Source organism: Corynebacterium sp. (assembly GCF_030532325.1).
In the GTDB taxonomy this organism is placed as follows: Bacteria; Actinomycetota; Actinomycetes; order Mycobacteriales; family Mycobacteriaceae; genus Corynebacterium.
The window spans coordinates 125047-149639 of sequence record NZ_JAUNLS010000004.1; the positions used below are offsets into that span (position 1 = coordinate 125047).

General features: G+C 65.5%; 22 protein-coding genes and 1 tRNA gene. 16 read left to right on the plus strand and 7 right to left on the minus strand.

Features of this window, described 5'->3' with window-relative positions; translation table 11 throughout:
- Positions 1-99: 99 nt before the first annotated feature.
- Positions 100-1005 carry a neutral zinc metallopeptidase gene (locus tag Q4E25_RS03875; protein WP_303154254.1) on the minus strand — a complete coding sequence of 302 codons (906 nt, stop codon included), beginning with the start codon at positions 1003-1005 and terminating at the stop codon, positions 100-102.
- A gap of 207 nt (positions 1006-1212) precedes the next feature.
- Between Q4E25_RS03875 and aspS the strand changes: the two genes are divergently transcribed.
- The 15 genes from aspS to nusB all read left to right on the plus strand — a co-directional run bounded on the left by aspS (position 1213) and on the right by nusB (position 17470).
- Positions 1213-3045 (plus strand): aspartate--tRNA ligase, encoded by a 1833-nt coding sequence (gene aspS / locus Q4E25_RS03880; protein ID WP_303154258.1) that lies wholly within the window; start codon positions 1213-1215, stop codon positions 3043-3045.
- A 240-nt stretch (positions 3046-3285) separates the two neighbouring features.
- The gene (locus Q4E25_RS03885; protein WP_303154368.1) at positions 3286-4443 is read left to right on the plus strand and encodes a phosphotransferase; all 1158 of its coding nucleotides are present in this window, start codon (positions 3286-3288) and stop codon (positions 4441-4443) included.
- Entirely contained in the window at positions 4443-5858 is a 1416-nt protein-coding gene (locus Q4E25_RS03890; protein WP_303154260.1) for a replication-associated recombination protein A, read from the plus strand. The genes Q4E25_RS03885 and Q4E25_RS03890 overlap by 1 nt, the downstream gene beginning before the upstream one ends.
- Before the next feature lie 43 nt (positions 5859-5901).
- Positions 5902-8598: an alanine--tRNA ligase gene (gene alaS / locus Q4E25_RS03895; protein ID WP_303154262.1), complete on the plus strand. Its 2697-nt coding sequence runs from the start codon at positions 5902-5904 to the stop codon at positions 8596-8598.
- Positions 8599-8693: 95 nt separating this feature from the next.
- Positions 8694-9233, plus strand: a complete 540-nt coding sequence (gene ruvX, locus Q4E25_RS03900) for a Holliday junction resolvase RuvX (protein WP_303154264.1) — start codon at positions 8694-8696, stop codon at positions 9231-9233.
- A gap of 22 nt (positions 9234-9255) precedes the next feature.
- Positions 9256-10407: an endolytic transglycosylase MltG gene (mltG, locus tag Q4E25_RS03905; RefSeq protein WP_303154369.1), complete on the plus strand. Its 1152-nt coding sequence runs from the start codon at positions 9256-9258 to the stop codon at positions 10405-10407.
- Positions 10408-11211, plus strand: a complete 804-nt coding sequence (locus Q4E25_RS03910) for a shikimate dehydrogenase (protein WP_303154266.1) — start codon at positions 10408-10410, stop codon at positions 11209-11211. It begins immediately after the preceding gene.
- Positions 11212-11258: 47 nt separating this feature from the next.
- Complete coding sequence (locus tag Q4E25_RS03915; protein ID WP_303154269.1) at positions 11259-11636, plus strand: prepilin peptidase; 378 nt, start codon at positions 11259-11261, stop codon at positions 11634-11636.
- A 63-nt stretch (positions 11637-11699) separates the two neighbouring features.
- Positions 11700-12911: a chorismate synthase gene (gene aroC / locus Q4E25_RS03920; RefSeq protein WP_303154272.1), complete on the plus strand. Its 1212-nt coding sequence runs from the start codon at positions 11700-11702 to the stop codon at positions 12909-12911.
- Positions 12908-13414 (plus strand): shikimate kinase, encoded by a 507-nt coding sequence (locus Q4E25_RS03925; protein WP_303154274.1) that lies wholly within the window; start codon positions 12908-12910, stop codon positions 13412-13414. The genes aroC and Q4E25_RS03925 overlap by 4 nt, the downstream gene beginning before the upstream one ends.
- Positions 13415-13468: 54 nt before the next feature.
- Entirely contained in the window at positions 13469-14536 is a 1068-nt protein-coding gene (aroB, locus tag Q4E25_RS03930) for a 3-dehydroquinate synthase (protein ID WP_303154278.1), read from the plus strand.
- 61 nt (positions 14537-14597) lie between these two features.
- A complete protein-coding gene (aroQ, locus tag Q4E25_RS03935) occupies positions 14598-15035 on the plus strand; it encodes a type II 3-dehydroquinate dehydratase (protein WP_303154281.1) in 438 nt (145 codons plus the stop codon).
- Positions 15036-15115: 80 nt separating this feature from the next.
- Positions 15116-16207: a Xaa-Pro peptidase family protein gene (locus tag Q4E25_RS03940; RefSeq protein ID WP_303154283.1), complete on the plus strand. Its 1092-nt coding sequence runs from the start codon at positions 15116-15118 to the stop codon at positions 16205-16207.
- Between the two features lie 124 nt (positions 16208-16331).
- Positions 16332-16895 (plus strand): elongation factor P, encoded by a 564-nt coding sequence (efp, locus tag Q4E25_RS03945; protein WP_303154285.1) that lies wholly within the window; start codon positions 16332-16334, stop codon positions 16893-16895.
- A gap of 2 nt (positions 16896-16897) precedes the next feature.
- Positions 16898-17470, plus strand: coding sequence for a transcription antitermination factor NusB (gene nusB, locus Q4E25_RS03950; protein WP_303154287.1), 573 nt, complete (start codon positions 16898-16900; stop codon positions 17468-17470).
- A gap of 80 nt (positions 17471-17550) precedes the next feature.
- Here the strand turns inward: nusB and Q4E25_RS03955 are convergent, their stop codons facing one another.
- The 6 genes from Q4E25_RS03955 to Q4E25_RS03980 form a co-directional block, all read right to left on the minus strand.
- Positions 17551-18315, minus strand: coding sequence for an amino acid ABC transporter ATP-binding protein (locus tag Q4E25_RS03955; RefSeq protein WP_303154288.1), 765 nt, complete (start codon positions 18313-18315; stop codon positions 17551-17553).
- Positions 18316-19233: an amino acid ABC transporter permease gene (locus Q4E25_RS03960; RefSeq protein WP_303154290.1), complete on the minus strand. Its 918-nt coding sequence runs from the start codon at positions 19231-19233 to the stop codon at positions 18316-18318.
- Positions 19226-20095 carry an ABC transporter substrate-binding protein gene (locus Q4E25_RS03965; RefSeq protein ID WP_303154291.1) on the minus strand — a complete coding sequence of 290 codons (870 nt, stop codon included), beginning with the start codon at positions 20093-20095 and terminating at the stop codon, positions 19226-19228. The genes Q4E25_RS03960 and Q4E25_RS03965 overlap by 8 nt, the downstream gene beginning before the upstream one ends.
- Positions 20092-20916 (minus strand): DUF368 domain-containing protein, encoded by an 825-nt coding sequence (locus tag Q4E25_RS03970; protein ID WP_303154292.1) that lies wholly within the window; start codon positions 20914-20916, stop codon positions 20092-20094. The genes Q4E25_RS03965 and Q4E25_RS03970 overlap by 4 nt, the downstream gene beginning before the upstream one ends.
- 159 nt (positions 20917-21075) lie before the next feature.
- A complete protein-coding gene (locus Q4E25_RS03975) occupies positions 21076-21354 on the minus strand; it encodes a hypothetical protein (protein ID WP_303154294.1) in 279 nt (92 codons plus the stop codon).
- A gap of 433 nt (positions 21355-21787) precedes the next feature.
- Positions 21788-21861, minus strand: a tRNA-Leu gene (locus Q4E25_RS03980).
- Positions 21862-21915: 54 nt separating this feature from the next.
- On the opposite strand from Q4E25_RS03980, the gene polA reads away from it, so the two are divergent.
- The gene (gene polA, locus Q4E25_RS03985; protein ID WP_303154372.1) at positions 21916-24567 is read left to right on the plus strand and encodes a DNA polymerase I; all 2652 of its coding nucleotides are present in this window, start codon (positions 21916-21918) and stop codon (positions 24565-24567) included.
- Positions 24568-24593 lie beyond the last annotated feature (26 nt).

Below are 24593 nucleotides of genomic sequence, written 5' to 3' on the forward strand. Positions count from 1 at the left end.
CCCGTGAACACTGCGTAGCAGTCAAGGAAAACTTAGGCGAAACTCTGCAGCGGAATCTGCACGCTGCGCTGCCGCTGGGGGCTGATAACTACTCGTGGTTTAGGAGTACACGCCCCGGCCCAGGTAATCGCACTGGGCCATCGAGCCAGTGTTGAAACCGGTGGCGAAGGCCTCCGCGCGGTCAGCGGAGGAGCCGTGAGTCCACTGATCCGGGCGAACCTCGCCGCCAGAGCGTCGCTGGATGTTGTCATCGCCCACGGCACGCGCGGTGTCGATGGCTGTGCGCGCCTGCTCATCGGTGATGGTCTCCAGCTTGGCCGCCTCGCCGTTGGCCTCCTCGTCGGCAAAGTGCGCCCAGATGCCCGCGTAGCAATCGGCCTGCAGCTCGATCTTCACCGCGTTGGAATCCGCGCCGGGCTGGTTGTAGTTGGACAGTCCCAGGGTACCCTCCAGCTGCTGGATGTGGTGGCCAAACTCGTGGGCCACGATGTACATCTGCGCCAGCGGGGCGTTCTCCGCGCCGAAGGAGCGCATCTGGTCAAAGAAGGCGGTGTCGAAGTACGCGGACTCGTCGGCCGGGCAATAGAAGGGGCCGGTGGCAGCGGAGGCCTGGCCGCAGCCAGAGGTGGTGGTGTTGTGGAAGATGATCAGGCCCGGCTCGGTGTACTCGATGCCGGCCTGCTTGGGTAGCTCCTGTGCCCAGACCTGGTCCACGGACTCGGCGGCGAACATGACGCGGCAGTCGTCGTACTTGTTGCCGTCAGCCGCCGTTTGGCAGTGGGCGAATTCCTCGCCCGTACCCTCCGAGCCCGCGGGCAGTTGGGACTGGTCCTGGGAGCCGAGCAGCTGCCCCAACTCGGAGAGGCTTCCGCCGAGCAGCAGGAAGAGCCCCACGAGGACCACGGTGCCGATGCCGCCGCCAGCTGCGAGGATGCCGCCGCGGCCGCCGCTGCCGCCGGAGCGGGCGCGGTTGCTATCAAAGTGTGCGCCTTCATTGAACGTCATGGCTCAAATGATGCCATAAGTGCAGGACACCCCGGGGATGCAGGAGCCGGTGGGGGATCAAGGAAACACAAGCCGCGCCTCATCGTGTCCGGTTGGGGGTAGGGGCGGTAGACTTGGGCCGTTCATGTTCTTGTGCCCGTCGGCGCGCGCTGTTTACGCGAGGCGTGTCGTGCACAAGCGTCACAATGTAGAAGGGATTGAACAACAGTGCTGCGTACCCATTTGGCAGGTGAGCTCCGCAAGGAGATGGCCGGCGAAACCGTCACGTTGACCGGTTGGGTCTCGCGCCGCCGTGACCACGGTGGCGTGATCTTTATCGATCTGCGCGATCGCTCCGGCATCGCCCAGGTGGTTTTCCGCGAGTCCGAGGTGGCCGAGCGCGCCCACGACCTGCGCTCCGAATACTGCATCAAGGTCACCGGTGTGGTGGAAGCCCGCCCGGAGGGCTCCGCCAACCCGAACCTCGCCTCCGGTGAGATTGAGGTCAACGTCACCGAGCTTGAGGTGCTCAACAAGTCCGCAGCGCTGCCCTTCCAGATTGACGATCCCTCGGCCTCCGGCGAGGTGGGTGAGGAGACCCGCCTGAAGTACCGCTACCTGGACCTGCGCCGCGAGCAGCAGGCCAACGCCCTGCGCCTGCGCTCCGCCGCCAACCGCGCAGCCCGCCGCGTACTCGATGCGCACGACTTCACCGAGATCGAGACCCCGACCCTGACCCGCTCCACCCCGGAGGGCGCGCGCGACTTCCTCGTGCCGGCCCGCCTCAAGCCGGGCACCTGGTATGCCCTGCCGCAGTCCCCGCAGCTGTTCAAGCAGCTGCTCATGGTCGCGGGCATGGAGCGCTACTACCAGATTGCTCGCTGCTACCGCGACGAGGACTTCCGCGCTGACCGCCAGCCGGAGTTCACCCAGCTCGACGTCGAGATGTCCTTCGTGGACCAGGATGACGTCATCGCGCTGGCTGAGGAGATCCTCGTGGAGCTGTGGAAGCTCATCGGCTACGAAATCAGCACCCCGATCCCGCGCATGACCTACGCCGACGCCATGAAGTACTACGGCTCGGACAAGCCGGATCTGCGCTTCGACATCAAGATTGTAGAGTGCACCGAGTTCTTTAAGGACACCACCTTCCGCGTCTTCCAGAACGAGTACGTCGGTGCCGTGGTCATGGAGGGAGGCGCCTCCCAGCCGCGTCGCCAGCTCGACGCCTGGCAGGAGTGGGCAAAGCAGCGCGGCGCCAAGGGCCTGGCCTACATCCTGGTGGGCGAGGACGGCGAGCTCTCCGGCCCGGTGGCCAAGAACATCACCGACGCCGAGCGCGAGGGCATCGCCGCTCACGTGGGCGCCAAGCCGGGCGATTGCATCTTCTTTGCCGCCGGCGAGACCAAGTCCTCCCGCGCGCTGCTGGGCGCTGCCCGCGGTGAGATTGCCAAGAAGCTGGACCTCATCAAGGACGGCGACTGGGCCTTCACCTGGGTGGTTGACGCCCCGCTCTTCGAGCCTGCTGCCGAGGCTACCGCTTCCGGCGACGTGGCCCTGGGCCACTCGAAGTGGACCGCCGTCCACCACGCCTTTACCTCCCCGAAGCCGGAATACCTGGATACCTTCGATAAGGAGCCGGGTGAGGCCCTGGCCTACGCCTACGACATCGTGTGCAACGGCAACGAGATCGGCGGTGGCTCCATCCGTATCCACGATCAGGATGTGCAAAAGCGCGTCTTCGACGTGATGGGTATCGGCGAGGAAGAGGCACAGGAGAAGTTCGGCTTCCTGCTCGACGCCTTCCAGTTCGGCGCCCCGCCGCACGGCGGCATCGCCTTCGGCTGGGACCGCATCGTCTCCCTGCTCGGCGGCTTTGACTCTATCCGCGACGTCATCGCCTTCCCGAAGTCCGGCGGCGGCGTTGACCCGCTGACCGACGCCCCCGGCACCATCCCGGCCGCGCAACGCAAGGAGACCGGTGTGGACTTCAAGCCGGAGAAGAAGGCCGAGAAAAAGGCCGAGGCCAAGACTGAGCAGAAGGCCGAGGCCGCTCAGTAACACCGGCGCAGCCAACACCGGTACCGCCAGCAACCGGCGGTGGTGGGAGAATGCTGGTGAAGAACACAGAAAGCGGGGTAGAAGCCCATGGTGAGGAGCCACCCCAGGTTCATAACCCACACCGGGCAGCAGTCTGCCCCGCTTTAGCATGAGGACAGCGCGCCGCGCGCGGGCCCAGAAAGGCTAATGAAAGTGGACAACGTACTAGGACGCGACGAGGTCATTGCCGCCGCAGCGGAGATGCTCTCGCGCCGCTACGGAGGCGACCCCGAGTTCAACGACGTCGAAGTCTTAAGCGGCTCCGGCAACGCGCTAGTGCTCCGGGCCCGCATGACGCCCAGTGCGTTCCTCCCGCACCGTTCCGTGGTGATCAAGTACAACCCCATCACCGGCTACGCCATCGATGACGCGGCCCTGCTGCGTGAGATCGTGGCCTACCAGTTCACCACCTCCTTGCCCGAGGCGGTGCGTCCAGGGCCGATCCTCTTTGCCCACGACATCGACAAGCGTATCCTCGTGCTTTCCGACGCCGGCGACGGCGACACCTTGGCCGATACCCTCGCGCGCGCCGATGAGCGCGAGCGCCAGGACCTGCTGCGCCGGCTTGGCGGAGCGCTGGGCCAGATGCACGCCGGCACCGCCGGGCGCGAGAGCGACTACGAGGTCCTGCTGCAGCGCCAGCTGCGCCAGGCCCCCGAGTACGCCGAGGATCAGGCGGTGCGCGATAAGTCGCTGCAGAGCTCGATCAACTTCGGCATCGACATCCTGGCCGCGGCCGGCCTGAAGGCCCCAGTCGGCTTCGATGAGCTCGCGCTCAAGGCCAAGCACTCCCTAAGCTCCGGGCACAACCGCGCCTTTACGCCCTTCGATCTCTCGCCCGATAACATCATTGCCGGGCAGACGCTGACCTTCCTTGACTACGAGTGGGCGGGCTTCCGCAACGTCGGCTTCGACGTGGCCTGTGTGATCGCCGGCTTCCCGCAGTTCCTTTTCTCCCGCCCCATCACGGACGAGGAAGCGGAAGTCTTCGTGCAGGCCTGGCAGCGCAAGGTGGTGGACGTGTGGCCGCGCTTTGCGGATGATGACGTCGTCCACGAGCTTGTGGTCTCCTGCCTCATCGGCTGGGCACTGTCCAGCGTGACCACCATGTTTGCCGGTGGGGTGGAGGGCGTGGTGGCCCTGGCCCGCGGGGAGGCCGACGTCGAGCACAACCCGCGCGAATCCCTCCTGCGCTCCGCCGAGAGCGGGCCCTTTAGCGAGGACGAAGCACTCATCCGCCGCGATCTCTTCGAGACCTTCGAGGCCCTGGCGCGCTACGCCGCCCACAGCACCAACGAGGACTTCGCGCCCGTGGCGGTCTTTGCTCGCGACGTCGCCGAGCGCCTGCGGGAGCACTAATGTCCCAGGACGCACTCTTCGGCCCAGCGGCGGGTGGCCGCGAGGCGGGCTCGGGCGCAGGCGGGGAGGCAGGCTTCGGCCCCGCCACGGGCCAGGACATCTTTGCCACCCATGCCGGATCCCCCTTGGCCGCGCGGATGCGCCCGCAGTCCCTAGAGGAGGTCGTGGGCCAACGCCACCTGCTCGAGCCGGGCAAACCGCTGCGCCGCCTCATCGAGGGCTCGGGCGAGGCCTCCGTCATCCTTTACGGCCCGCCCGGCACCGGCAAGACCACCATTGCCTCGCTCATCGCCAAGACCATGGGGCAGAACTTCGTGGGGCTCTCCGCCCTAGACTCCGGGGTCAAGCAGGTGCGCGAGGTGATCACCCACGCGCGCCAGGAGCTCATCCACGGTCGGCGCACCGTGCTCTTCATCGACGAGGTGCACCGTTTTTCCAAGACTCAGCAGGACGCGCTTCTGGCCGCGGTGGAAAACCGTACGGTGCTCCTTGTGGCGGCCACGACGGAAAACCCCTCCTTCTCAGTGGTCTCGCCGCTGCTTTCGCGCTCGCTGCTGCTGCAGCTCAACTCGCTGGATGATTCCGACCTCAAGACCCTCGCCTCGCGCGCGTTGGAGAGCGAAAGGGGACTGGGCGGGCGCATCACCGCCAGCGAGGAGGCGCTGGATCAGCTGGTTTTGCTGGCCGGGGGAGATGCCCGCCGCACGCTGACCTACCTCGAGGCCGCCGCCGAGGCCGTGCCGGATGGCGGCGAGCTCACCCCGCAGATCATCGTGGACAACGTCAACCGCGCGGTGGTGCGCTATGACCGCGACGGGGATCAGCACTACGACGTTGTCTCCGCCTTCATCAAGTCCATCCGCGGCTCGGATGTCGACGCCGCCCTCCACTACCTAGCGCGCATGATCGAGGCAGGCGAGGATCCCCGCTTCATAGCGCGGCGGCTGATGATTCACGCCTCGGAGGACATCGGCATGGCCGATCCCACCGCGCTGCCGACGGCGGTGGCCGCTGCGCAGGCCTCGGCCATGTTGGGCTTGCCGGAAGCCCGCATCCCGCTGGCCCAGGCCACCATCCACCTGGCCACCGCGCCGAAATCCAACTCCGTGATCTCCGCCATCGACGCCGCCCAGGCGGATATCAGGGCAGGCAAGATTGGGCACGTGCCCAGCCACCTGCGCGACGGCCACTACGAGGGGGCAAAGAAGCTGGGCAACGCCGTGGGCTACAAGTACCCCCACGATGATCCACGCGGCGTGGTGGAGCAGCAGTACCTGCCGGATGAGTTGCAGGGCGCGCTCTACTACGAGCCCACGGACCACGGTGCGGAGAAGCGGATTTATGAGTACCTCGGCAGGTTGCGCAACATCATTAGGGGTCGGCGTCGTTCAGCAGGCTCCAGGCGGGTAATGTAAGTCGTCGATATACACCGCCAAATTAGTGAAGGACTTTTAGCTCGTGAAGACTCATGAGATCCGGGAACGCTTTACCCAGCACTTTGTCAAGGCCGGCCACGAGGCCGTCCCCAGCGCGTCGCTGATCCTGGATGACCCGAACCTGCTGTTTGTCAACGCCGGCATGGTTCCCTTCAAGCCCTACTTCCTGGGCCAGCAGACCCCGCCTTTTGCCAACGGCACTGCCACCTCCATTCAGAAGTGCGTGCGCACCCTCGATATCGAAGAGGTGGGCATTACCACCCGCCACAACACCTTCTTCCAGATGGCGGGCAACTTCTCCTTTGGCCAGTACTTTAAGGAAGGCGCCATCACCCACGCCTGGGAGCTGCTCACCGGCTCGCTGGACGACGGCGGCTTCGGCCTCGATCCCGAGCACCTGTGGGTGACCGTCTACCTCGATGACGACGAGGCCGCCGACATCTGGCACGAGAAGATCGGCATCCCGCGCGAGCGCATCCAGCGCCTGGGCATGGAAGATAACTACTGGTCCATGGGCATTCCGGGCCCCTGCGGTCCGTGCTCGGAGATCTACTACGATCGCGGCCCGGAGTACGGCAAGGAGGGCGGCCCAATTGCCGATGACAACCGCTACATGGAGATCTGGAACCTGGTCTTCATGCAGAACGAGCGCGGTGAGGGTATCGGCAAGGGCAACTTTGAGATCCTCGGCCCGCTGCCGAAGAAGAACATCGATACTGGCATGGGCATCGAGCGCGTGGCCTGCATCTTGCAGGACGTGGATAACGTCTACGAGACCGACCTGCTGCGCCCAGTCATCGACGTCACCGAGGAGCTCACCGGCGTGAAGTACCTGCCGGAGGCCCCGCACGAGGACCTCGTGCGCTTCCGCGTCATCGCGGATCACTCCCGCACCGGCATGATGCTCATCCTTGACGGCGTGACCCCGGGCAACGAGGGCCGCGGCTACATCCTGCGCCGCCTGCTGCGCCGCATCATCCGCTCCGCCCGCCTGCTAGGTGCTACCGGCGCCACCATGGAGCGCTTCATGAACACCATCATGGACACCATGACCCCCTCCTACCCGGAGATCGCCGAGAACCGCGAGCGCATCCTGCGCGTGGCGGTCAACGAGGAGAAGGCCTTCCTCAAGACCCTGGAGTCCGGCACCAAGCTCTTCGACGAGGCCGTGGCCGAAATCAAGGACGCCGCCGGTGCTGACGCTAAGGCCGGTGCCAAGATCCTGCCGGGAACCAAGGCCTTCGAGCTGCATGATACCTACGGTTTCCCCATCGATCTCACCCTGGAGATGGCCGCCGAGGCCGGCCTGGACGTGGACATGGAGGGCTTCGACAAGGCCATGGGAGAGCAACGCCGCCGCGCCAAGGCCGATAACCAGGCCAAGAAGCACGGGCACGCGGATCTTTCCCTCTACCGCGAGTGGGTGGATAACCACCCGACCCTCTTCACCGGCTACGAGACCCTCGAGTCCGATGCCACCGTCATCGGTTTGGTCCGCGATGGGGAGAAGGTGGAGGAGGTCTCTGCCGGCGATACCGTCGAGGTCATCCTCGATCAGTCCCCGCTCTACGCGGAGGCCGGTGGCCAGACCGCTGACCGCGGCCGCATCCTGGCCGGCGACACCCTCCTCGAGGTGGGCGACGTGCAGAAGATCGGCAAGAAGCTGTGGGTGCACAAGGCCACTGTGACCTCCGGCGGGCTGCACCTGGGCTCCTCGGTCACCGCGGCCGTCGACGAGCAGTGGCGCCACGGCGCCGTGCAGGCGCACTCGGCTACCCACCTTATCCACGCCGCTCTGCGCCAAGTGCTCGGCCCCACCGCAGTCCAGGCTGGCTCCTTGAACCGCCCGGGCTACCTGCGCTTCGACTTCAACTACACGGAGCAGCTCACCCCGGAGCAGCTGGAGGAGATCGCGCTGATCACCAACCAGGCCGTGGACGCTCACTTTGCCGTCAACACCATCGAGACCTCCCTGGACAAGGCCAAGGAGATGGGCGCGATGGCCCTCTTCGGCGAGAACTACGGCTCCCAGGTCCGCGTAGTGGAGATGGGTGGGCCCTTCTCCATCGAACTCTGTGGTGGCACCCACGTGTCCAACACCGCGGAGATCGGCCCGGTTTCCGTGCTGGGGGAGTCCTCCGTGGGCTCCGGCGCTCGCCGCATCGAGGCCTACTCCGGCATGGACGCCTTCCGTTACTACTCCAAGGAGGCGGCCCTGGTGGAGGGCGTTTCCCGCGAGCTCAAGGTGCAGTCCGAGGACCTGCCGGAGCGCATCGCCCAGCTCACGGAGAAGCTCAAGGCCGCGGAGAAGCAGATTGCGGATCTGCACAAGGCGCAGCTCATGAGCCAGGCGGGCGAGATGCTTTCGCGCGCCGAGGACGTCAACGGAATCCAGTTCATCGCCGTGCGCCTGGCCAACGGTATCAACGGCGGGGACCTGCGCACCCTGGCCTCCGATCTCAAGGCCCGCGTGGGCGATGCCCCGGCCGTGATCGTGCTGGCCTCGGAGAACGAGGGCTCGAAGCTGCCGTTCATCGTGGGCGCCACCAAGGCCGCCAACGAGCGCGGCATCAAGGCTGGAGAGATGGTCAAGCTCATCGCCGGCTACGTCGAGGGCAAGGGCGGCGGCAAGCCGGATATGGCCCAGGGCTCTGGTTCCCAGCCGGAGGGGCTGCAGTCCGCCTTCGCCGCCGTGCGCGAGGCGCTGCAGAAGGCCTAGCCTGAAAGTCTATACGCCTACTGCGCCGTGGCACGATGGCCGCGGCGCTATGATCGGCGTAACCCGTTGTCCGTTCGCGAGAAGAAAGGTCATGGATGGCCCTGACACCAGACACGCCAGGCTTTGAGGATCCAGGCCCCGGCCGCCGCCTAGGGCTTGACGTGGGCACGGTGCGCATCGGCGTGGCCGTCTCTGACCGGGATGCCCACCTGGCCACCCCCGTGGAAACGGTGCCGCGGGAGACCGGTTTTAAGGACCAGGACAAGGCGGACATCGACAGGTTGCTCGAGCTCATCGAGCAGTACCAGGCCGTTGAGGTGGTGGTGGGCCTGCCCCGCGATTTGCAGGGCAACGGCTCCAAGAGCGTGAAACACGCCAAGGAAATTGCGTTTCGCATCCGCCGCCGGCTGGCCAAAGGTGACACGATGGTACCCGTTCGCATGGCCGATGAGCGTTTGACCACCGTGGTGGCCTCCGCGGCGCTGCGGGCCTCGGGCGTGTCCGAACGCAAGGGCCGGGCGTTTATTGACCAAGCCGCCGCCGTAGAAATTTTGCAATCCTGGCTAGATGCGCGCCGCATTGCGCTCAAAGAGCACGAGCCTTCAACCCAAGGAGACGAAGTACGTGAGCCGTAACAATCCACGCATCGGCCTTTCGATGGAACCCAAGTACGTAAAGCGCCGCCAGCGTGGCCTCTCGGTCCTGCTTGCCTCGATCCTGCTCATTGTGGGCGCGTTGGGCTACATTGGCTTCCGCTTGCTGGGCGGAGGAGGAAACTTGGACTACGAGGGCACCGGCAACGGCGTGACCCAGCTCGTCGAGGTGCCCGAGGGCTCCTCCATGGGCGAGTTGGCTCCGGCCCTGGCGGAGAAGAACGTGGTCAAGACGGCCGACGCCTTTACCTCGGCGGCCAACTCCAACCCGCGCGCCGGTAGCATTCAGCCCGGCTTCTACCGCCTGCAGGAGGAGATGAGCGCCAAGTCCGCCGTGGAGGCGCTGCTCGATGAGTCCAACATGGTTGACCTGCTCGACGTGCAGGGCGGCGCCACGCTTTCCGATGTCAAGGTGGTCGGCGGCGACGTCCGCTTCGGCATCTTCTCCCAAATCTCCCAAGTCTCCTGCCAGGACGGCAAGTGCGTGTCCAAGGAAGAGCTGGAGAAGGTCGCCTCCACCGTGGACCCGGCCGAGCTCGGCGCCCCCGAATGGGCCGTAGAGAAGATCCGTGCGCGCGGCGAGGATCCTAAGCGCCTCGAGGGGCTGATCGCCCCGGGCAAGTACGTTCTGGATCCCAACATGGACGCCCAGGACATCCTCACGGATCTCATCACGCGCTCGGCCAAGAAGTACAACGACACCGGCATCGTGGACCGCGCCGCAGCCATTCACCTCTCGCCCTACGAGCTGCTCACCGCGGCCTCGCTGGTGGAGCGTGAGGCCCCGGCCGGCGAGTTTCCCAAGGTTGCCCGCGTGATCCTCAACCGCTTGGACAAGCCCATGCGCCTGGAGCTGGATTCCACGGTCAACTACGACCTCGCGGATGTGGAGCTGGCCACCACGGACGAGGACCGTGGGCGCGAGACGCCGTGGAATACCTACTCCAAGGAGGGGCTGCCGGAGACTCCCATTGCCTCTCCCTCCGAGGAAGCCATCCGCGCGATGGAGTCCCCGGCCGAGGGCAACTGGCTCTTCTTCGCCACCGTCGATGAGAACGGCACCACCGTGTTCACCGACAACTACGACGAGCACCTCGACAACGTCGATGACGCCATCCGTTCCGGCATCCTCAACAGTCAGCGCGGGGAGAACTAGATGCCTCGCGCCGCCGTCCTGGGAAGCCCCATCTCGCACTCGCTGTCCCCGGTCCTGCACACCGCCGGCTACGAGGCCCTGGGCCTTAAGGATTGGGAGTACACCGCCTTCGATGTCACCGATCTCGCCGCCTTCGTGGACTCCGCTCCGGAGGACTTCCGCGGCTTTTCCGTGACAATGCCCCTCAAGTTCCAGGCGCTCGAGTACGCCACCGAGGTCACCGAGCGCGCCCAGCTCATCGGCTCAGCCAACACCCTGGTGCGCACCGAGGTGGGCTGGCGCGCGGACAACACTGACACCGAGGGCGTGGCCGGGGCCTTGGCGGAGCTGCTGGGGGAGAAGACCGCCTCGAGTGCACTGCTCATCGGCGCTGGCGGCACGGCCCGCCCGGTGCTGTGGGGCCTGGCCCAGCGCGGGGTCACCGAGGTCACCGTGCTCAACCGCACCGACCGTCTGTCCGAGCTTGCCCCGCTTGCCGATGCCCTCGGGATCCACCTGCATGGTGCCTCCTTCACCGATGAGCTCTCGGAGCTCTCCTACGCGGCGGACCTCGTGGTCTCCACCGTCCCTTCCGCCGCGCTGGAGGGCCATCTCTTCGGTCTGGCGCACGCCCCGGTCTTTGACGTCATCTACGATCCCTGGCCCACCCCGCTGACCACGTACGCCGCCGCGGACGGCTACCGCACCGTCGGGGGCCACGTCATGCTGGCCTGCCAGTCCTTCTCGCAGTTCGAGCAGTTCACCGGTCACCCGGCCCCGCGCGAGAAGATGCGCGCTGCGCTCGAGGACTCGGTGGAGCTCTAAGCCCGCTTAGCGAGCGCGCGCTCCGCATGAGCGCTACTCTGCCCCCTATGGGGGTAATTCTGTTTCTGGCGTGGGGCAGCGCGCTCATTCTCTACGATCTTCGTTTCAAGCGGCTACCCAACTGTCTGACGCTTCCGGCCGGCGCCATCTCACTGGTCTGGTGGAGCCTGCCGGGGCTTATCTGGGTGGGCGCCTACGCGCTGTTCTCGCGTGGACTCGGTGGCGGCGATATCAAGCTCGCGTTGCCTTTGGGCATGTGGACAGCCCACGTGGCCGGGGTGATGGGGGTGCTGGTGGCGATGATGGGGGCGTCGTTAAGCACGGTTCTCTGGGCGGCCGCGAGCAGGGATAAGCGCCCCGCCCATGGGCCGGGGATGCTGCTTTCGGCCGGGGTGGTGATGGCGCTCTACCCCGAGTTGGTGTGATCCGGGAAAGCCAGTCGCGCCTACTGCGCCCGCCGCCGAGGCTGTCATGCGATAATTGTCCGCATGCTTCGTTGGACTACTGCAGGTGAATCCCACGGCCAGGCGCTCATTGCCATGCTCGAGCGCATGCCCGCCGGGGTCTCCGTTTCTCAAGAGGATATTGCCACCCAGCTTTCTCGCCGCCGCCTTGGCTACGGCCGCGGTGCCCGCATGAAGTTTGAAGCTGATGAGCTCACCCTGCTCGCCGGTATTCGCCACGGCAAGACGCTGGGCAGCCCGATCGCCATCATGATCGGTAACTCTGAGTGGCCCAAGTGGACAACCATCATGTCCCCGCACGCTCTTGATATGGAGGACGCGGAAGTGGCCAAGGCCATGGCCTCCGGCCGCGGCGCCGCCCTGACCCGGCCGCGCCCAGGTCACGCGGATTTCTCCGGCATGATCAAGTACGGCCACAGCGAGGCCCGCCCGATCCTGGAGCGCTCCTCGGCGCGCGAGACCGCCGCCCGCGTGGCCGCCGCCACCGTGGCCCGCAACTTCCTGCGCGAGACCCTTGGCGTGGAGGTCATCTCCCACGTGGTATCGATCGGTGCCTCCGAGCTTTATGAAGGCCCCTTGCCCAGCGCCGCAGACATCGAGGCCATCGACGCCTCCCCGGTGCGCGCCTTTGATAAGGGCGCGGAGGAGTCCATGATCCGCGAGATCGAAACCGCGAAGAAGCAGGGCGATACCTTGGGCGGCATCGTCGAGGTGATCGTCGACGGCCTGCCCATCGGCCTGGGCTCGCACATCTCCGGCGAGGATCGCCTCGACGCGCAACTGGCCGCCGCCCTCATGGGTATCCAGGCCATCAAGGGCGTCGAGGTGGGCGACGGTTTCGAGGAGGCCCGCCGCCGCGGCTCGGAGGCCCATGACGAGATAGTGCGCACCGAGGAGGGCGTGACGCGCAGCACCAACCGCGCCGGTGGCCTGGAGGGCGGCATGACCAACGGCCAGCCCCTGCGCCTGCGCGCGGCGATGAAGCCGATCTCCACCGTGCCGCGCGCGCTGAAGACCGTGGACATGGCCGATGGCTCCGCCGCCACCGCCATCCATCAGCGCTCCGATGTGTGCGCGGTTCCGGCCGCCGGCGTGGTGGCCGAGGCCATGGTGGCGCTCGTGCTCGCGCGCGCTGTGCTGGATAAATTCGGTGGCGATAGCGTGGAGGAGACTAAGCGAAACATCGCCGCGTACCAGCAGTACGTGGCCGAGCGCCTTGATTGGAGCGCGCAATGACACCTCGTGTTGTGCTCGTCGGCCCGCCCGGCTCCGGCAAGTCCACCATCGGCCGCCGCCTCGGCCACGCTCTCAACTGCCAGGTGGTAGACACGGATCTACTCATTGAGGAGGACCAGGGCAAGCCCTGTGGGGAGGTCTTCAGCGAGCTCGGGGAGGATAAGTTCCGTGAGCTGGAGGCCACCAAGGTGGAGCAGGCGCTTGCCTCGGGCGCGGTGGTCAGCCTGGGCGGCGGTGCCGTGCTCACCGATTCCGTCCGCGAGCTGCTGGCCGCCCACCCGGTGGTGTTTTTGGACATCACCGCGGAGGAGGGTGTCTCGCGTACTGCGGGCGATAGCAACCGCCCCGTGCTCGCGGCCGAGGATCCGCTGGCCCACTACACCGCGCTACTGCAGCGGCGCCGCCCGCTCTACCTGGAGGTCGCGGACTTCAAGGTGCACACCGGCACCCGCAGCCCGCAGCAGGTGGTCGGCGAAGTTCTGGGCTTCCTGGATAACCTCTGAGACATATCAACCAGCCACACTGACAGCAAACCTAACGCTGAGAAAGGCTCGCCCATGAACATCCCGGTTAACGGGCCCGCGCCCTACGAGGTCACTATCGGCCGCAACCTCACCGCGAGCATCGCGGACCGCGTGCGCAGCATCGGCGCGCGCAAGCTGGGCATCGTGCACCAGCCACCGCTGGCCGCCGCGGCGCGCCAGCTGGCCGACGAAGCCCGCGCCCGCGGCCTCCACGTCGAGCTGCTGCGGGTGCCCGACGCCGAAGAAGCTAAGCAGCTGGGCGTGCTGTCTGGAGTGTGGGGTCGCCTCGGAGCGGCCGAGTTCGGCCGCCGCGACGCCCTCGTGGGCCTCGGCGGCGGCGCCACCACGGACCTGGCTGGCTTCGCCGCTGCCACGTGGATGCGCGGCATCAAGGTCATCCAGGTGCCCACCACACTGCTGGCCATGGTGGACGCCGCCGTGGGCGGCAAAACCGGCATCAACACCGCCGCCGGTAAGAACCTGGTGGGTGCCTTCCATGAGCCGGACTCCGTCTTCGTAGACATCGACCGCCTCACCACTCTGCCCAGCGAGGAGATCGTCGCTGGCTCCGCGGAGATCATCAAGACCGGCTTCATTCACGACCCCGTGATCATCGAGAAATACCTCGCGGATCCTGCTGCCTGCCTTGATCCAGACGGCGAGCTGCCGGAGCTCATCCAGCGATCTATCGCGGTGAAGGCCCGGGTGGTTAGTGAGGACCTCAAGGAGGCCGGCCTGCGCGAGACCCTGAACTACGGGCACACCTTCGGCCACGCCGTGGAGCTGCGGGAGCACTACACCTGGCGCCACGGCAACGCGGTAGCTGTGGGCATGATGTTCATCGCCCACCTCGCCCATGCGCGCGGCCTCATCGGCGCCACGTTGCTGGGCGCCCACCGCCAGATTCTCGAGTCCGTGGGGCTACCCACCACCTACGAGGCCGGGCACTTTGAGGAGCTCTACGAGGGAATGCGCCGCGACAAGAAGAACCGCGACGGCCACATCCGCTTCGTAGCGCTAACCGGCGTGGGGGAGACCACCCGCATTGCCGACGCCACCGAGGAGGAGCTGCGCGCGGCCTACGCCGCGATTTCCCAGTAGCGCGGCCAGCCCACAGGATTGGCAGCAGAGAAGTGAGGAAAAGAGAAATGAGGAAAACGGTATGCAGAACGGTTTAAAGATTGTGGTTCTCAACGGCCCTAACCTCAACCGGCTGGGCAAGCGCCAGCCGGAGGTCTACGGCTCGCAGACCTTGGCGGACATCGAGGCCGAGGTGCGCGCGGCCGCCCAGGGCCAAGAGGTGGAGTTCTTCCAATCCAACCACGAGGGCGAGCTCATCGAGAAGGTGCACGAGGCGGCCGATGCCGGCTGGCCGGTCATCATCAACCCGGGCGGCTTTACGCACACCTCGGTGGCGCTGCGCGACGCCCTCGCGGAGGTCGCCGACGGCCCCGGCTTCGTCGAGGTGCACATCTCCAACGTGCACGCCCGCGAGCCCTTCCGCCAGCACTCCTACCTCAGCCCCATCGCCCGGGGCGTTATCGCCGGCCTGGGAAGCTACGGCTATATCGCAGCGCTGCGCTATTTCCTGGGTATATGATGGACAAACGCTGATCACCCCAGGCTGGTGCAACCGGGCTGGGACAACAGAAGAACCGCCACAACAGAGAGGACACGGACATGGCTATGGCCGATACCCGCTTCAACAACCGCCGCCGCAAGCTCGCCTCGGAGCTGGCCGCGCAGCGCATCGACGCAGTGGTGGTGACCCACCTCGTGCACGTGCGCTACCTCTCTGGTTTCTCCGGTTCCAACGGCGGCCTGCTGCTGCGCAAGGATCACTCCGCGCTCATGGCCACCGACGGGCGCTACACCACCCAGATCGCCGAGGAGGTCCCGGACATCGAGGCGATCCTGGGCAGGGCAGTGGGCCCGGAGCTACTCAAGCGCGTCGAAGGCCCGCTGCGCGTGGGCTACGAGGCGGATTACGTCTCCGTGAGCCAGCTGGCCAAGCTGGAGGAGGCCGCGCCGGAGGGCGTGACCCTGGTGCCCATCAGCGGCGTCATTGAGAAGATACGCCTCATCAAGGACACCCTGGAGCTCACCCGCCTGGAGGAGCTGGCGCACCTGGCTGACGACGCCCTGTCCGGCCTCATCTCCGCCGGCGAGCTGGCCGCGGGGCGCACCGAGCGCCAGGTGGCGGCAGACCTTGAGTACCGCATGCGCACGCTGGGCTCGGAGCGCGTGAGCTTCGACACCATCGTGGCCTCTGGCCCCAACTCCGCCAAGCCGCACCACGGCGCGGATGACCGTGTGATCGAGGACGGCGACCTCGTCACCATCGACTTCGGCGCTCACCTGCGCGGCTTCAATTCGGACTGCACCCGCACCTTCGCGGTGGGCGAGCCCTCCGAGTTCAGCCGCGAGATCTACGACGTGGTCTTGCGTGCCCAGCTGGCTGGCGTCAAGGCGTCGGTGCCGGGCACTCCGCTGGTGGAGGTGGACAAGGCGTGCCGTGACGTCATCACCGAGGCCGGCTACGGCGAGTACTTCGTGCATTCCACCGGCCACGGCGTGGGCCTTGACGTGCACGAGGGCCCGTCCGCCGCCACGACCGGCACCGGCGAGTTGGCGGAGAACATGACGCTCACCATCGAGCCGGGCATCTACGTTCCGGGCAAGGGTGGCGTGCGCATCGAGGACACCCTCATCATCACCTCAGGCGCGCCGAAGATCATCACTCCGTACCCAAAGGAACTGCAGATCCTCTAGGCCGTCACCGGCGGCACGACGCCCCCGTTTCGCCGGGGGCGTGTCGCAGTGATAGCGGCGCATACGCTACACTTAGTGACTGTTTTCAACGTTAGTTTCACACTGTTTTCCAGGAGATTCATCCATGGCAGATACCACCGATTTCAAGAACGGCCTCGTTCTCAAGATCGACAACAAGCTCCAGCAGATCGTGGAGTTCCAGCACGTGAAGCCAGGCAAGGGCCCCGCCTTCGTGCGCACCAAGCTCAAGGACGTCGTCTCCGGCAAGGTCACCGACAAGACCTTCAACGCTGGTGTGAAGGTGGAGACCGCCACCGTCGACCGCCGCGACATGACCTACCTCTACGACGACGGACAGAACTACGTGGTCATGGATGACAAGACCTTCGAGCAGTACGAGCTGCCCTACGAGAAGTTCGGCGAGGCAGGCAAGTTCCTGCTAGAGAACATGCGCGTTCAGGTCTCCTTCCACGAGGGCGAGGCTCTCTTCGGTGAGCTGCCCATCTCCGTGGATCTCAAGGTGGAGCACACCGAGCCGGGCCTGCAGGGTGATCGCTCCTCCGGCGGCACCAAGCCGGCCACCCTGGAGACCGGCGCCGAGATCCAGGTCCCGCTCTTCATCGAGATTGGCAACGTCCTCAAGATCGATACTCGCACCGGCGAGTACCTGTCTCGCGTGAACAACTAAGCATGGCTGAACCGAACTATAAGCGGCACACGGCCCGCTACCGCGCTCGTCGTCGCGCGGCCGACATCCTCTTCGAGGCCGAGACTCGCGATGTGGATCCCGTCGCCATCGTCGAGGATCGCATCTCCCTGTCCGCCGATCCCAACAATGGTGTCGCCCCCATCGCGGACTACACCAAGGCGATCGTGCAGGGCGCGGCCGAGGAGCTCGACGCCATCGATGAGGCCATTGCCCGCTTCCTTTCCGAGGAGTGGGAGCTGCACCGCATCCCGGCCGTCGACCGCGCCATCATGCGCGTGGCTGTGTGGGAGATCCTCTTCAACGAGGACGTGCCCAACGCCACCGCTCTGGTGGAGGGCGTGGAGCTGGCCTCGGAGTACTCCAACCACCAGGCAGCGCCCTACATCCACGCCGTGCTTGATGACGTCATCCAATCCCAGTCCGCAGACAACCCCATGTCCGCACCGGTTGAGGGCGAAGGCGCCGAAGCTGAGGCTGAAGCGAGCGACGCTCCAGCCACTGGCTCTCAAGACACCGACGCTGAAGCAACGGATACTGAGGCTGAGCCTGAATAGCTTGTGATGTGACACGGTAGCTTGTGATCTGACAAAGAGAGGAACCATGTGGTTCCTCTCTTTTTATGTTCCAAGGCTTCTTAGAGCAGCGAGGCCAAAAAGTCCTTGGTGCGCTGGTGCTGCGGGTGATCCAGGACCTGCTCCGGCGTGCCGGCCTCGAGCACGGTGCCGCCGTCCATGAAGAAGATTTTGTCCGCCACCTCGCGGGCAAAGCCGATCTCGTGGGTGACCACGAGCATGGTCATCCCCTCGGCGGCCAGTTCCTTCATGACGCGCAGCACCTCGCCCACCAGCTCGGGGTCGAGGGCGGAGGTGGGCTCGTCGAACAGCATGAGTTTGGGCTCCATGGCTACCGCGCGTGCGATGGCCACGCGCTGCTGCTGGCCGCCGGAGAGCTGCACCGGGTAGGCGTCCGCCTTGTGCGCCAGGCCGACCTTCTCTAGGAGGACCATGGCCTTCTCGCGTGCGACCTCCGGGTCCTGCTTCTTGACCTGGATGGGGGCCTCAATGATGTTTTCCAGCACCGTGCGGTGGGAAAAGAGGTTGAAGGACTGGAAGACCATGCCGATGTCCTGGCGCTGGGCGGCGGCTTCCTTCTCCGAAATCTCGTAGAGCACGCCGTTGCGCTCGCGGAAGCCGATGAGCTCGCCGTCCACGTAGAGGCGGCCAGCCGTCACCTTCTCCAGGTGGTTGCAGCAGCGCAGGAAGGTGGACTTGCCGGAGCCGGAGGGACCCAGCAAGCAGGCCACCTCACCCGGCATGACCTCGAGGTCGATGCCCTTGAGCACGTCGAGGTTGCCGAAGGACTTGTGCACGTTGTGCGCCGAAATCATAGGAGTAGGCATTTAGTTCTTTCCCTCCGGGATGACAGAGACGTTGCGGGGAATGGTTCCTTCGGCGTCGGCAAGCGAGGCGAGCTGACGCGCGGTGAGCTCACGGGTGGCGCCGCGCTCGAAGCGGCGCTCCAGGAAGTACTGGCCCACCATGAGCAGCGAGGTGATCACCAGGTACCAGGTGGCGGCGACCATGAGCAGTGGGATCGGCTCGAAAAGCGCGGCGGAGATGTCCGTGGCGCGGCCAAAGATCTCCTCGGTGTAGGGGATAGCCACCACCAAGGAGGAGGTCTTGAGCAAGGAGATGAACTCGTTGCCGGTGGGCGGGATGATGATGCGCATGGCCTGCGGCAAGACGGTGCGGCGCATGGTCATCCACCAGCCCATGCCCAGGGCCGTGGAAGCTTCTTTCTGGCCCTCCGGCACCGAGGAGATGCCCGAGCGCACGATCTCGGCCATGTAGGCGGCCTCGTTGAGGCCCAGGCCCAGCACGGCCAGCAGGAAGGCGTTGGTGAGCACAGTGCTCAGGGAAATCTCCGTGAAGCCCAGGTTGATGGATTGGTAGAGGGCAGACAGCAGGCCCCAGAACACCAGCTGGACGTAGACCGGGGTACCGCGGAACACCCAGAGGAAGACCCAGGCCACGCCACCCAGCACCGGGTTGGGGGACATGCGCATGACGGCGAGCAGGGCGCCGCCGACGACGCCGATGATCATCGCCAGGATGGTGATTGCGATGGTGTGCAGCGCAGCCGTGGCGATGCGGGTGTCAAAGAGGTACTGGAAATAGGTGCCCCAGCCAAAGGCCTCGTTGCGCGCGGAGGAGATGATGAACCACGCGGCCAGCAGGAGCAGCAGGACCGCGAACGTCCAGCGCCACGGGTGACGCAGCGGGCGTGCTTCGATCTTTTCAGGAGTGTGGCTAGCCATTGATGGGCCTTTCATTGATCAGAGCTTCGTCGATGAGGCCATCCTTGATGCCCCACTGTTGCATGATGCGTTGGTACTCGCCGATGTCGATGAGGTGTTGAAGCGCCGCGGCCACCGCCGGGCCCAGCTCGGAGCCCTTGGGCACCGCGAAGCCGTAGGGCGAGGCGTCGAACATCTCGCCGACGGTGCGCATCTTTCCCTTGGAGCGGTCGATGGCCCAGGCCGCGACGGGGGAGTCGGCGGAGAAGGCGTCGGCGCGCCCCATAAGTACAGCCAGGGAGGCGTTGTCCTGCGTGTCGTAGGAGAGGACGGTGAGGTCGCCGTCGCAGGCATCGCGCTTGGGCAGCACGTCTTCGGTCTCGGAGACGGTGGTGCGCTGCACGGAGACGGTCAGGCCGCAGGGGTTGTCCGGATCCACTGGGCGGGCGCCGTCGGTGCGCTCGACCCACTGGATGCCTGCGTAGAGGTGGTCCACGAAGTCGAAATTCTTGCGGCGCTCCTCGTTATCGGCAAAGCCTGAGCCGCCCATGTCGATCTGCCCGGACTGGACCGCGGGCAGGATCATGGAGAAATCCTGCTCCATGGGGCGGAATTCCAGGCCGAGGACTTGAGCGACCGCGTTCGCGAGGTCCATCTCGACGCCGACGAGGGCCCCGTCATTGTCCTTGAACTGCATGGGCGCAAAGGGCGGGTTGGTGCCCACGGTCAGTGCGCCGTCGTTGTCCTCGTACATGGCGGCGATCTCTGGGACCTCCTCCACGTTGGGTTCCTGCCAGCCCTCGGGCATGGCGGATTCCGTGTTGGTCACGCAGCCGCTCAGGAGGGTGCATGCGCCGAGCACGCCGATGAGTGCTCGTTTCATGCGTGCTTCTCCTCGTACGCATGGGACTTACGCGCGTCGAAGTAGACAAAGATGCCGACAATGGCCGCGCCCAGCAGGAAGAGCAGCAGGATGGTGGGGGTGGAGGCGTCTTGGTGATCGCCCCAGGGCCACAGGGCGCGCAGGGAGCCGACCATAAAGCCGGCCATGGCGGCCAGGGTGGCGTCGCGGTGGTTATCCAGCAGGTAGTTCAGGGCCTTGACAAAGAGCGCGAGGCCACACAGCGCGCCGAGGGCGAAGACACCCAGGGTGAGCATGTTGCGATCAGATACCGCGCCGATGACGTACTGGTACAGGCCCAGCGTCAGCAGGATGAGGGAGCCGGAGATACCCGGCAGGATCAGCGCGCAGATGGCCACCATGGCGGCGAGGAAGACCACGTAGAGCGGCGGGTTCTCTACCGGGGTGGAGGTGTAGCCGGTGATGAAGAAAACGGCGGCCGCCGCCACGAGGAAGGCGATGATATTGGGGGCGCGGAACTTGGTGCTCATCATGAGCACCGGCACCACGATGGAGACTGTCACCATGCCCATGAAGAGGGCACGGGAGGCGGAGACTTGGTTCTCCACGAAGGAGTGGAGGATGGAGGAGGCGCCAAAGACTGCGGCGAGCATACCCACCGCGATGGCGGCGAGGAAGCTCCATTCCACCTTCTTGAAGCGTCCGGAAATGAGGTCATTCGCATTGCGTAGCGCGCGCTCGTAGATTCCCACGATGAGGGCGACGGTGCCGCCTGAGATTCCGGGGACGAGCTCGGCCATGCCAATGAGGGCGCCACGCAGGGCGTTAAGGAGAAAGTGCATGCTACGAAACTACCGTGTATCGATTCATAAATTGGTCAGGGGGCTATTGTGTCAGCCCCTGAAAGAAATCTGCAAATAATGCAGCCGAACACAGTATATACGTAGCCGCCCCCAGAATCCGCCTCAGTAGTCACCTCAGCGCCGGAGCGGGCGCGCGGCCTAGTGTGGCAGCAGCTTGGCCACCTCGCCATAGAGGGAGCCGATTACCGCAAAGGCGGCGAAACCAATGAGGCCGCCAACCAGGACGATGAGGAAGCGGTTGAGGTCCTCGTTATCGGTGGTGGCTACGGCCTCGTGCAGGGCGTTGTAATAGGAGGAGCCTGCGACTTCCTGCCCGAGATCCGTCTTGGAGCTCTCCGCGGCGAAAGCCGGCGTGCTGCTCAGGCTCAGTGCCGCGGCGGTGGTCAGGGCAACGAGGGTGCGGCGGGTACGGCGCATGAAGGGGGGTCCTCTCCTATCGAGGTTCCATAAAGGAGTGCTACTAGACAATAGAGCACTGTAATCAAAGCGTTACATCTCGGTGCTCGGGCGCTTGCGCGGCTCCAGACCGTCGTGCCCCACGCCGTGCTCCCGTCATGCCGCGCGCCCGGCCTCCGGGCGGCCGCGCGTTGCTCCCAGCTTCAATTTCACGCCAGAATTCCCGCCGATCCGAGGGGCTCAGTGAAGCTGGGAGACGATCGGCCGCCCTGGACCCATCCCAGCACGCTAGATGAACATCTACTGAAAACGGGAAAGCTCGATTTAGGACATGGAGGCATGTATGTCCCAGCGCTTAAGGGGCGCCCACCAAGGAGCACACCCAACAAGGACCACGCCGCGCAGACGGCGAAAACACGCCGCGCCCTAGGCTGCAGCGTGCTTGTCTAGATTGTGCCCCTGGTGAGACTCGAACTCACACTGAACGGGTTTTGAATCCGTTGCCTCTGCCAATTGGGCTACAGGGGCGCACGGAAAGATAGTAGCGCAGCGGTCACCGCCTGTCCTAATCACCCCGTTAGGATAGGTCAGGTGACTACTTCTAAGCCTCGCCTTTTGCTCATTGACGGACATTCCATGGCCTTCCGGGCCTTCTATGCGCTGCCAGCGGAGAATTTCTCCACCTCAGGAGGCCAGCACACCAACGCGGTCTATGGCTTCCTCTCCATGCTGGCCAACATCCTCGCCGAGGAGCGCCCGGACTACGTCGCCGTCGCCTTCGATGTGGGCCGCAAGACCTTCCGCACAGAGATGTTCCCGGACTACAAGGCCCAGCGTGAGGCCGCGCCCGAGGAGTTCCGTGGGCAGGTAGAGCTCATCCGCGACGTACTCGGCACCCTGGGCATTACCACCTTGTCCGTGGAGAACTACGAGGCCGATGACATCGTGGCCACCCTGGCCACCCAGGCGCAGGACTACGAGACCTTCCTGGTCACCGGCGACCGCGATTATTTGCAGCTTGTCGACGCCCACACTACCGTCCTCTATCCCATGCGCGGGGTGTCCACGCTGCACCGCTTCACTCCTGAGGCCGTGGAGGAGAAGTACGGGCTGACCCCACAGCAGTACCCTGACTTTGCCGCCCTGCGCGGCGACCCCTCCGATAACCTGCCCAACGTCCCCAAGGTGGGGGAGAAGACCGCCACGAAGTGGATCTTGCAGTACGGCTCCCTCGACGGCCTTATCGAGCACGCCGACGAGCTCAAGGGCGTGGCCGGCCAGAACTTCCGCGACCGCATTGAGCAGGTCAAGCTCAACCGCCAGCTCACCCAGATGGTCACAGACATGGACCTCGAAGTGGGCCCTGCGGATCTCGGCTTCAAGGGCGCGAAGGTCAGCGAGGTGGCCGCCCGCTTTGACGAGCTGGAGTTCGGCACCAACCTGCGCGAGCGCGTCCTCGACGCCGTGCCTCATGACGGCGAGGAGGAGGTCACTGAGGCCGAGGTCATCGAGACCCGCCTCACCGAGCAGCCGCTGGCCCAGTGGCTGGAGGCCAAGGCCGCGCAGCAGGAGGGAATTGCCGTCTACGTGCAGGGGGACCCCACCCCGGGCCGCGGCGATGCCACCGCGCTGGCGCTTGTCGATGCCTCCTTCGAGGGCCTCCAGGTCGAGCTCGCGGAGATCTCCGCCGAGGATGACGCCGCCCTGGGCAGCTGGCTGTCCTCGGAGTCTCCGAAGTACTTCCACGAGGCCAAGGCCGCTTACCACATGCTGGCCGGCCGGGGCATCGAGCTGCGCGGCATCGCCCACGACACCGCCCTGGCGGCCTACTTGCTGCGGCCCGGCCAGCGCACCTATGCCCTGAGCGACGTCTACCAGCGTCACCTGCAAAAGTCCCTCGGCACCGCCACTGATCAGCTCTCGCTGCTCGATGATTTCTCCCTGGTGGAGCAGGCCTCTGCCATCATGGAGCTGGCCGCGGAGCTGACCAGCCAGCTACAGGAAATCGACTCCTTCGAGCTCTACACGGACCTGGAGATACCGCTGGTGAGCATTTTGGCCCGCATGGAGTCCACCGGCATCGCCGTCGACGTGGAGATACTGGAGACCCAGCGCGATGCCTTCGTGGAGCAGGTGGCCGAGCAGGAGCGCGCCGCCCGCGAGCTGGCCGGCGATGACTCGCTCAACCTCAACTCCCCGAAGCAGCTGCAGACCGTGCTCTTTGAGACCCTCGACCTGCCCAAGACCAAGAAGACCAAGACGGGCTACTCCACCGCGGCCAAGGAGATCGAGGCCCTCGCCGTCAACCACCCGCACCCCTTCCTCGATCACCTGCTGGCGCACCGCGAGTACCAGAAGATGAAGACCACCTTGGAGGGCCTCATCAAAACGGTGCAGCCCGATGGGCGCATCCACACCACCTTTAACCAGACGGTGACCTCCACTGGGCGCTTGTCCTCGACCGATCCCAACCTGCAGAACATCCCGGTGCGCACGGAGGCCGGCCGGCAGATTCGCTCGGCCTTCATCGTGGGTGAGGGCTTCGAGGAACTCATGACCGCGGACTACTCGCAGATCGAGATGCGCGTCATGGCGCACCTTTCCGGGGATCCGGGGCTCATCGAGGCCTACCAGGCCGGCGAGGACCTGCACAACTACGTGGGCTCGAAGGTCTTCAACGTGCCCGTCGAGGAGGTCACCCCGGAGCTGCGCCGACGTGTCAAGGCTATGTCCTACGGCCTGGTCTACGGTCTCTCCGCCTTTGGCCTCTCGCAGCAGCTGGGCATTCCGGCGCGCGAGGCCAAGGAGATCATGGAGAGCTACTTCGAGCGCTTCGGCGGGGTGAAGCGCTACCTCGACACCGTGGTGGAAAAGGCCCGCAAGGATGGCTACACCTCCACCGTCTTCGGTCGCCGCCGCTACCTGCCGGAGCTCAACTCCGATAACCGCGTGGCCCGCGAGAACGCCGAGCGCGCGGCGCTTAATGCGCCGATCCAGGGCACGGCCGCGGACATCATCAAGGTGGCCATGATCCGGGTGGACAAGGCCTTGGAGGGCATGACTTCCCGCGTGCTGCTCCAGGTCCACGACGAATTGGTGGTGGAGGTCGCCCCGGGGGAGGAGGCGAAGGTACGCGAGATCCTCGAGCGTGAGATGGACTCCGCGATTAGCCTCGACGTCCCCCTGGAGGTTTCCGCGGGCACCGGCAAGGACTGGGACGCCGCCGCGCACTAGCGCTGAGCCGCTCAGGCTGAGTCTGC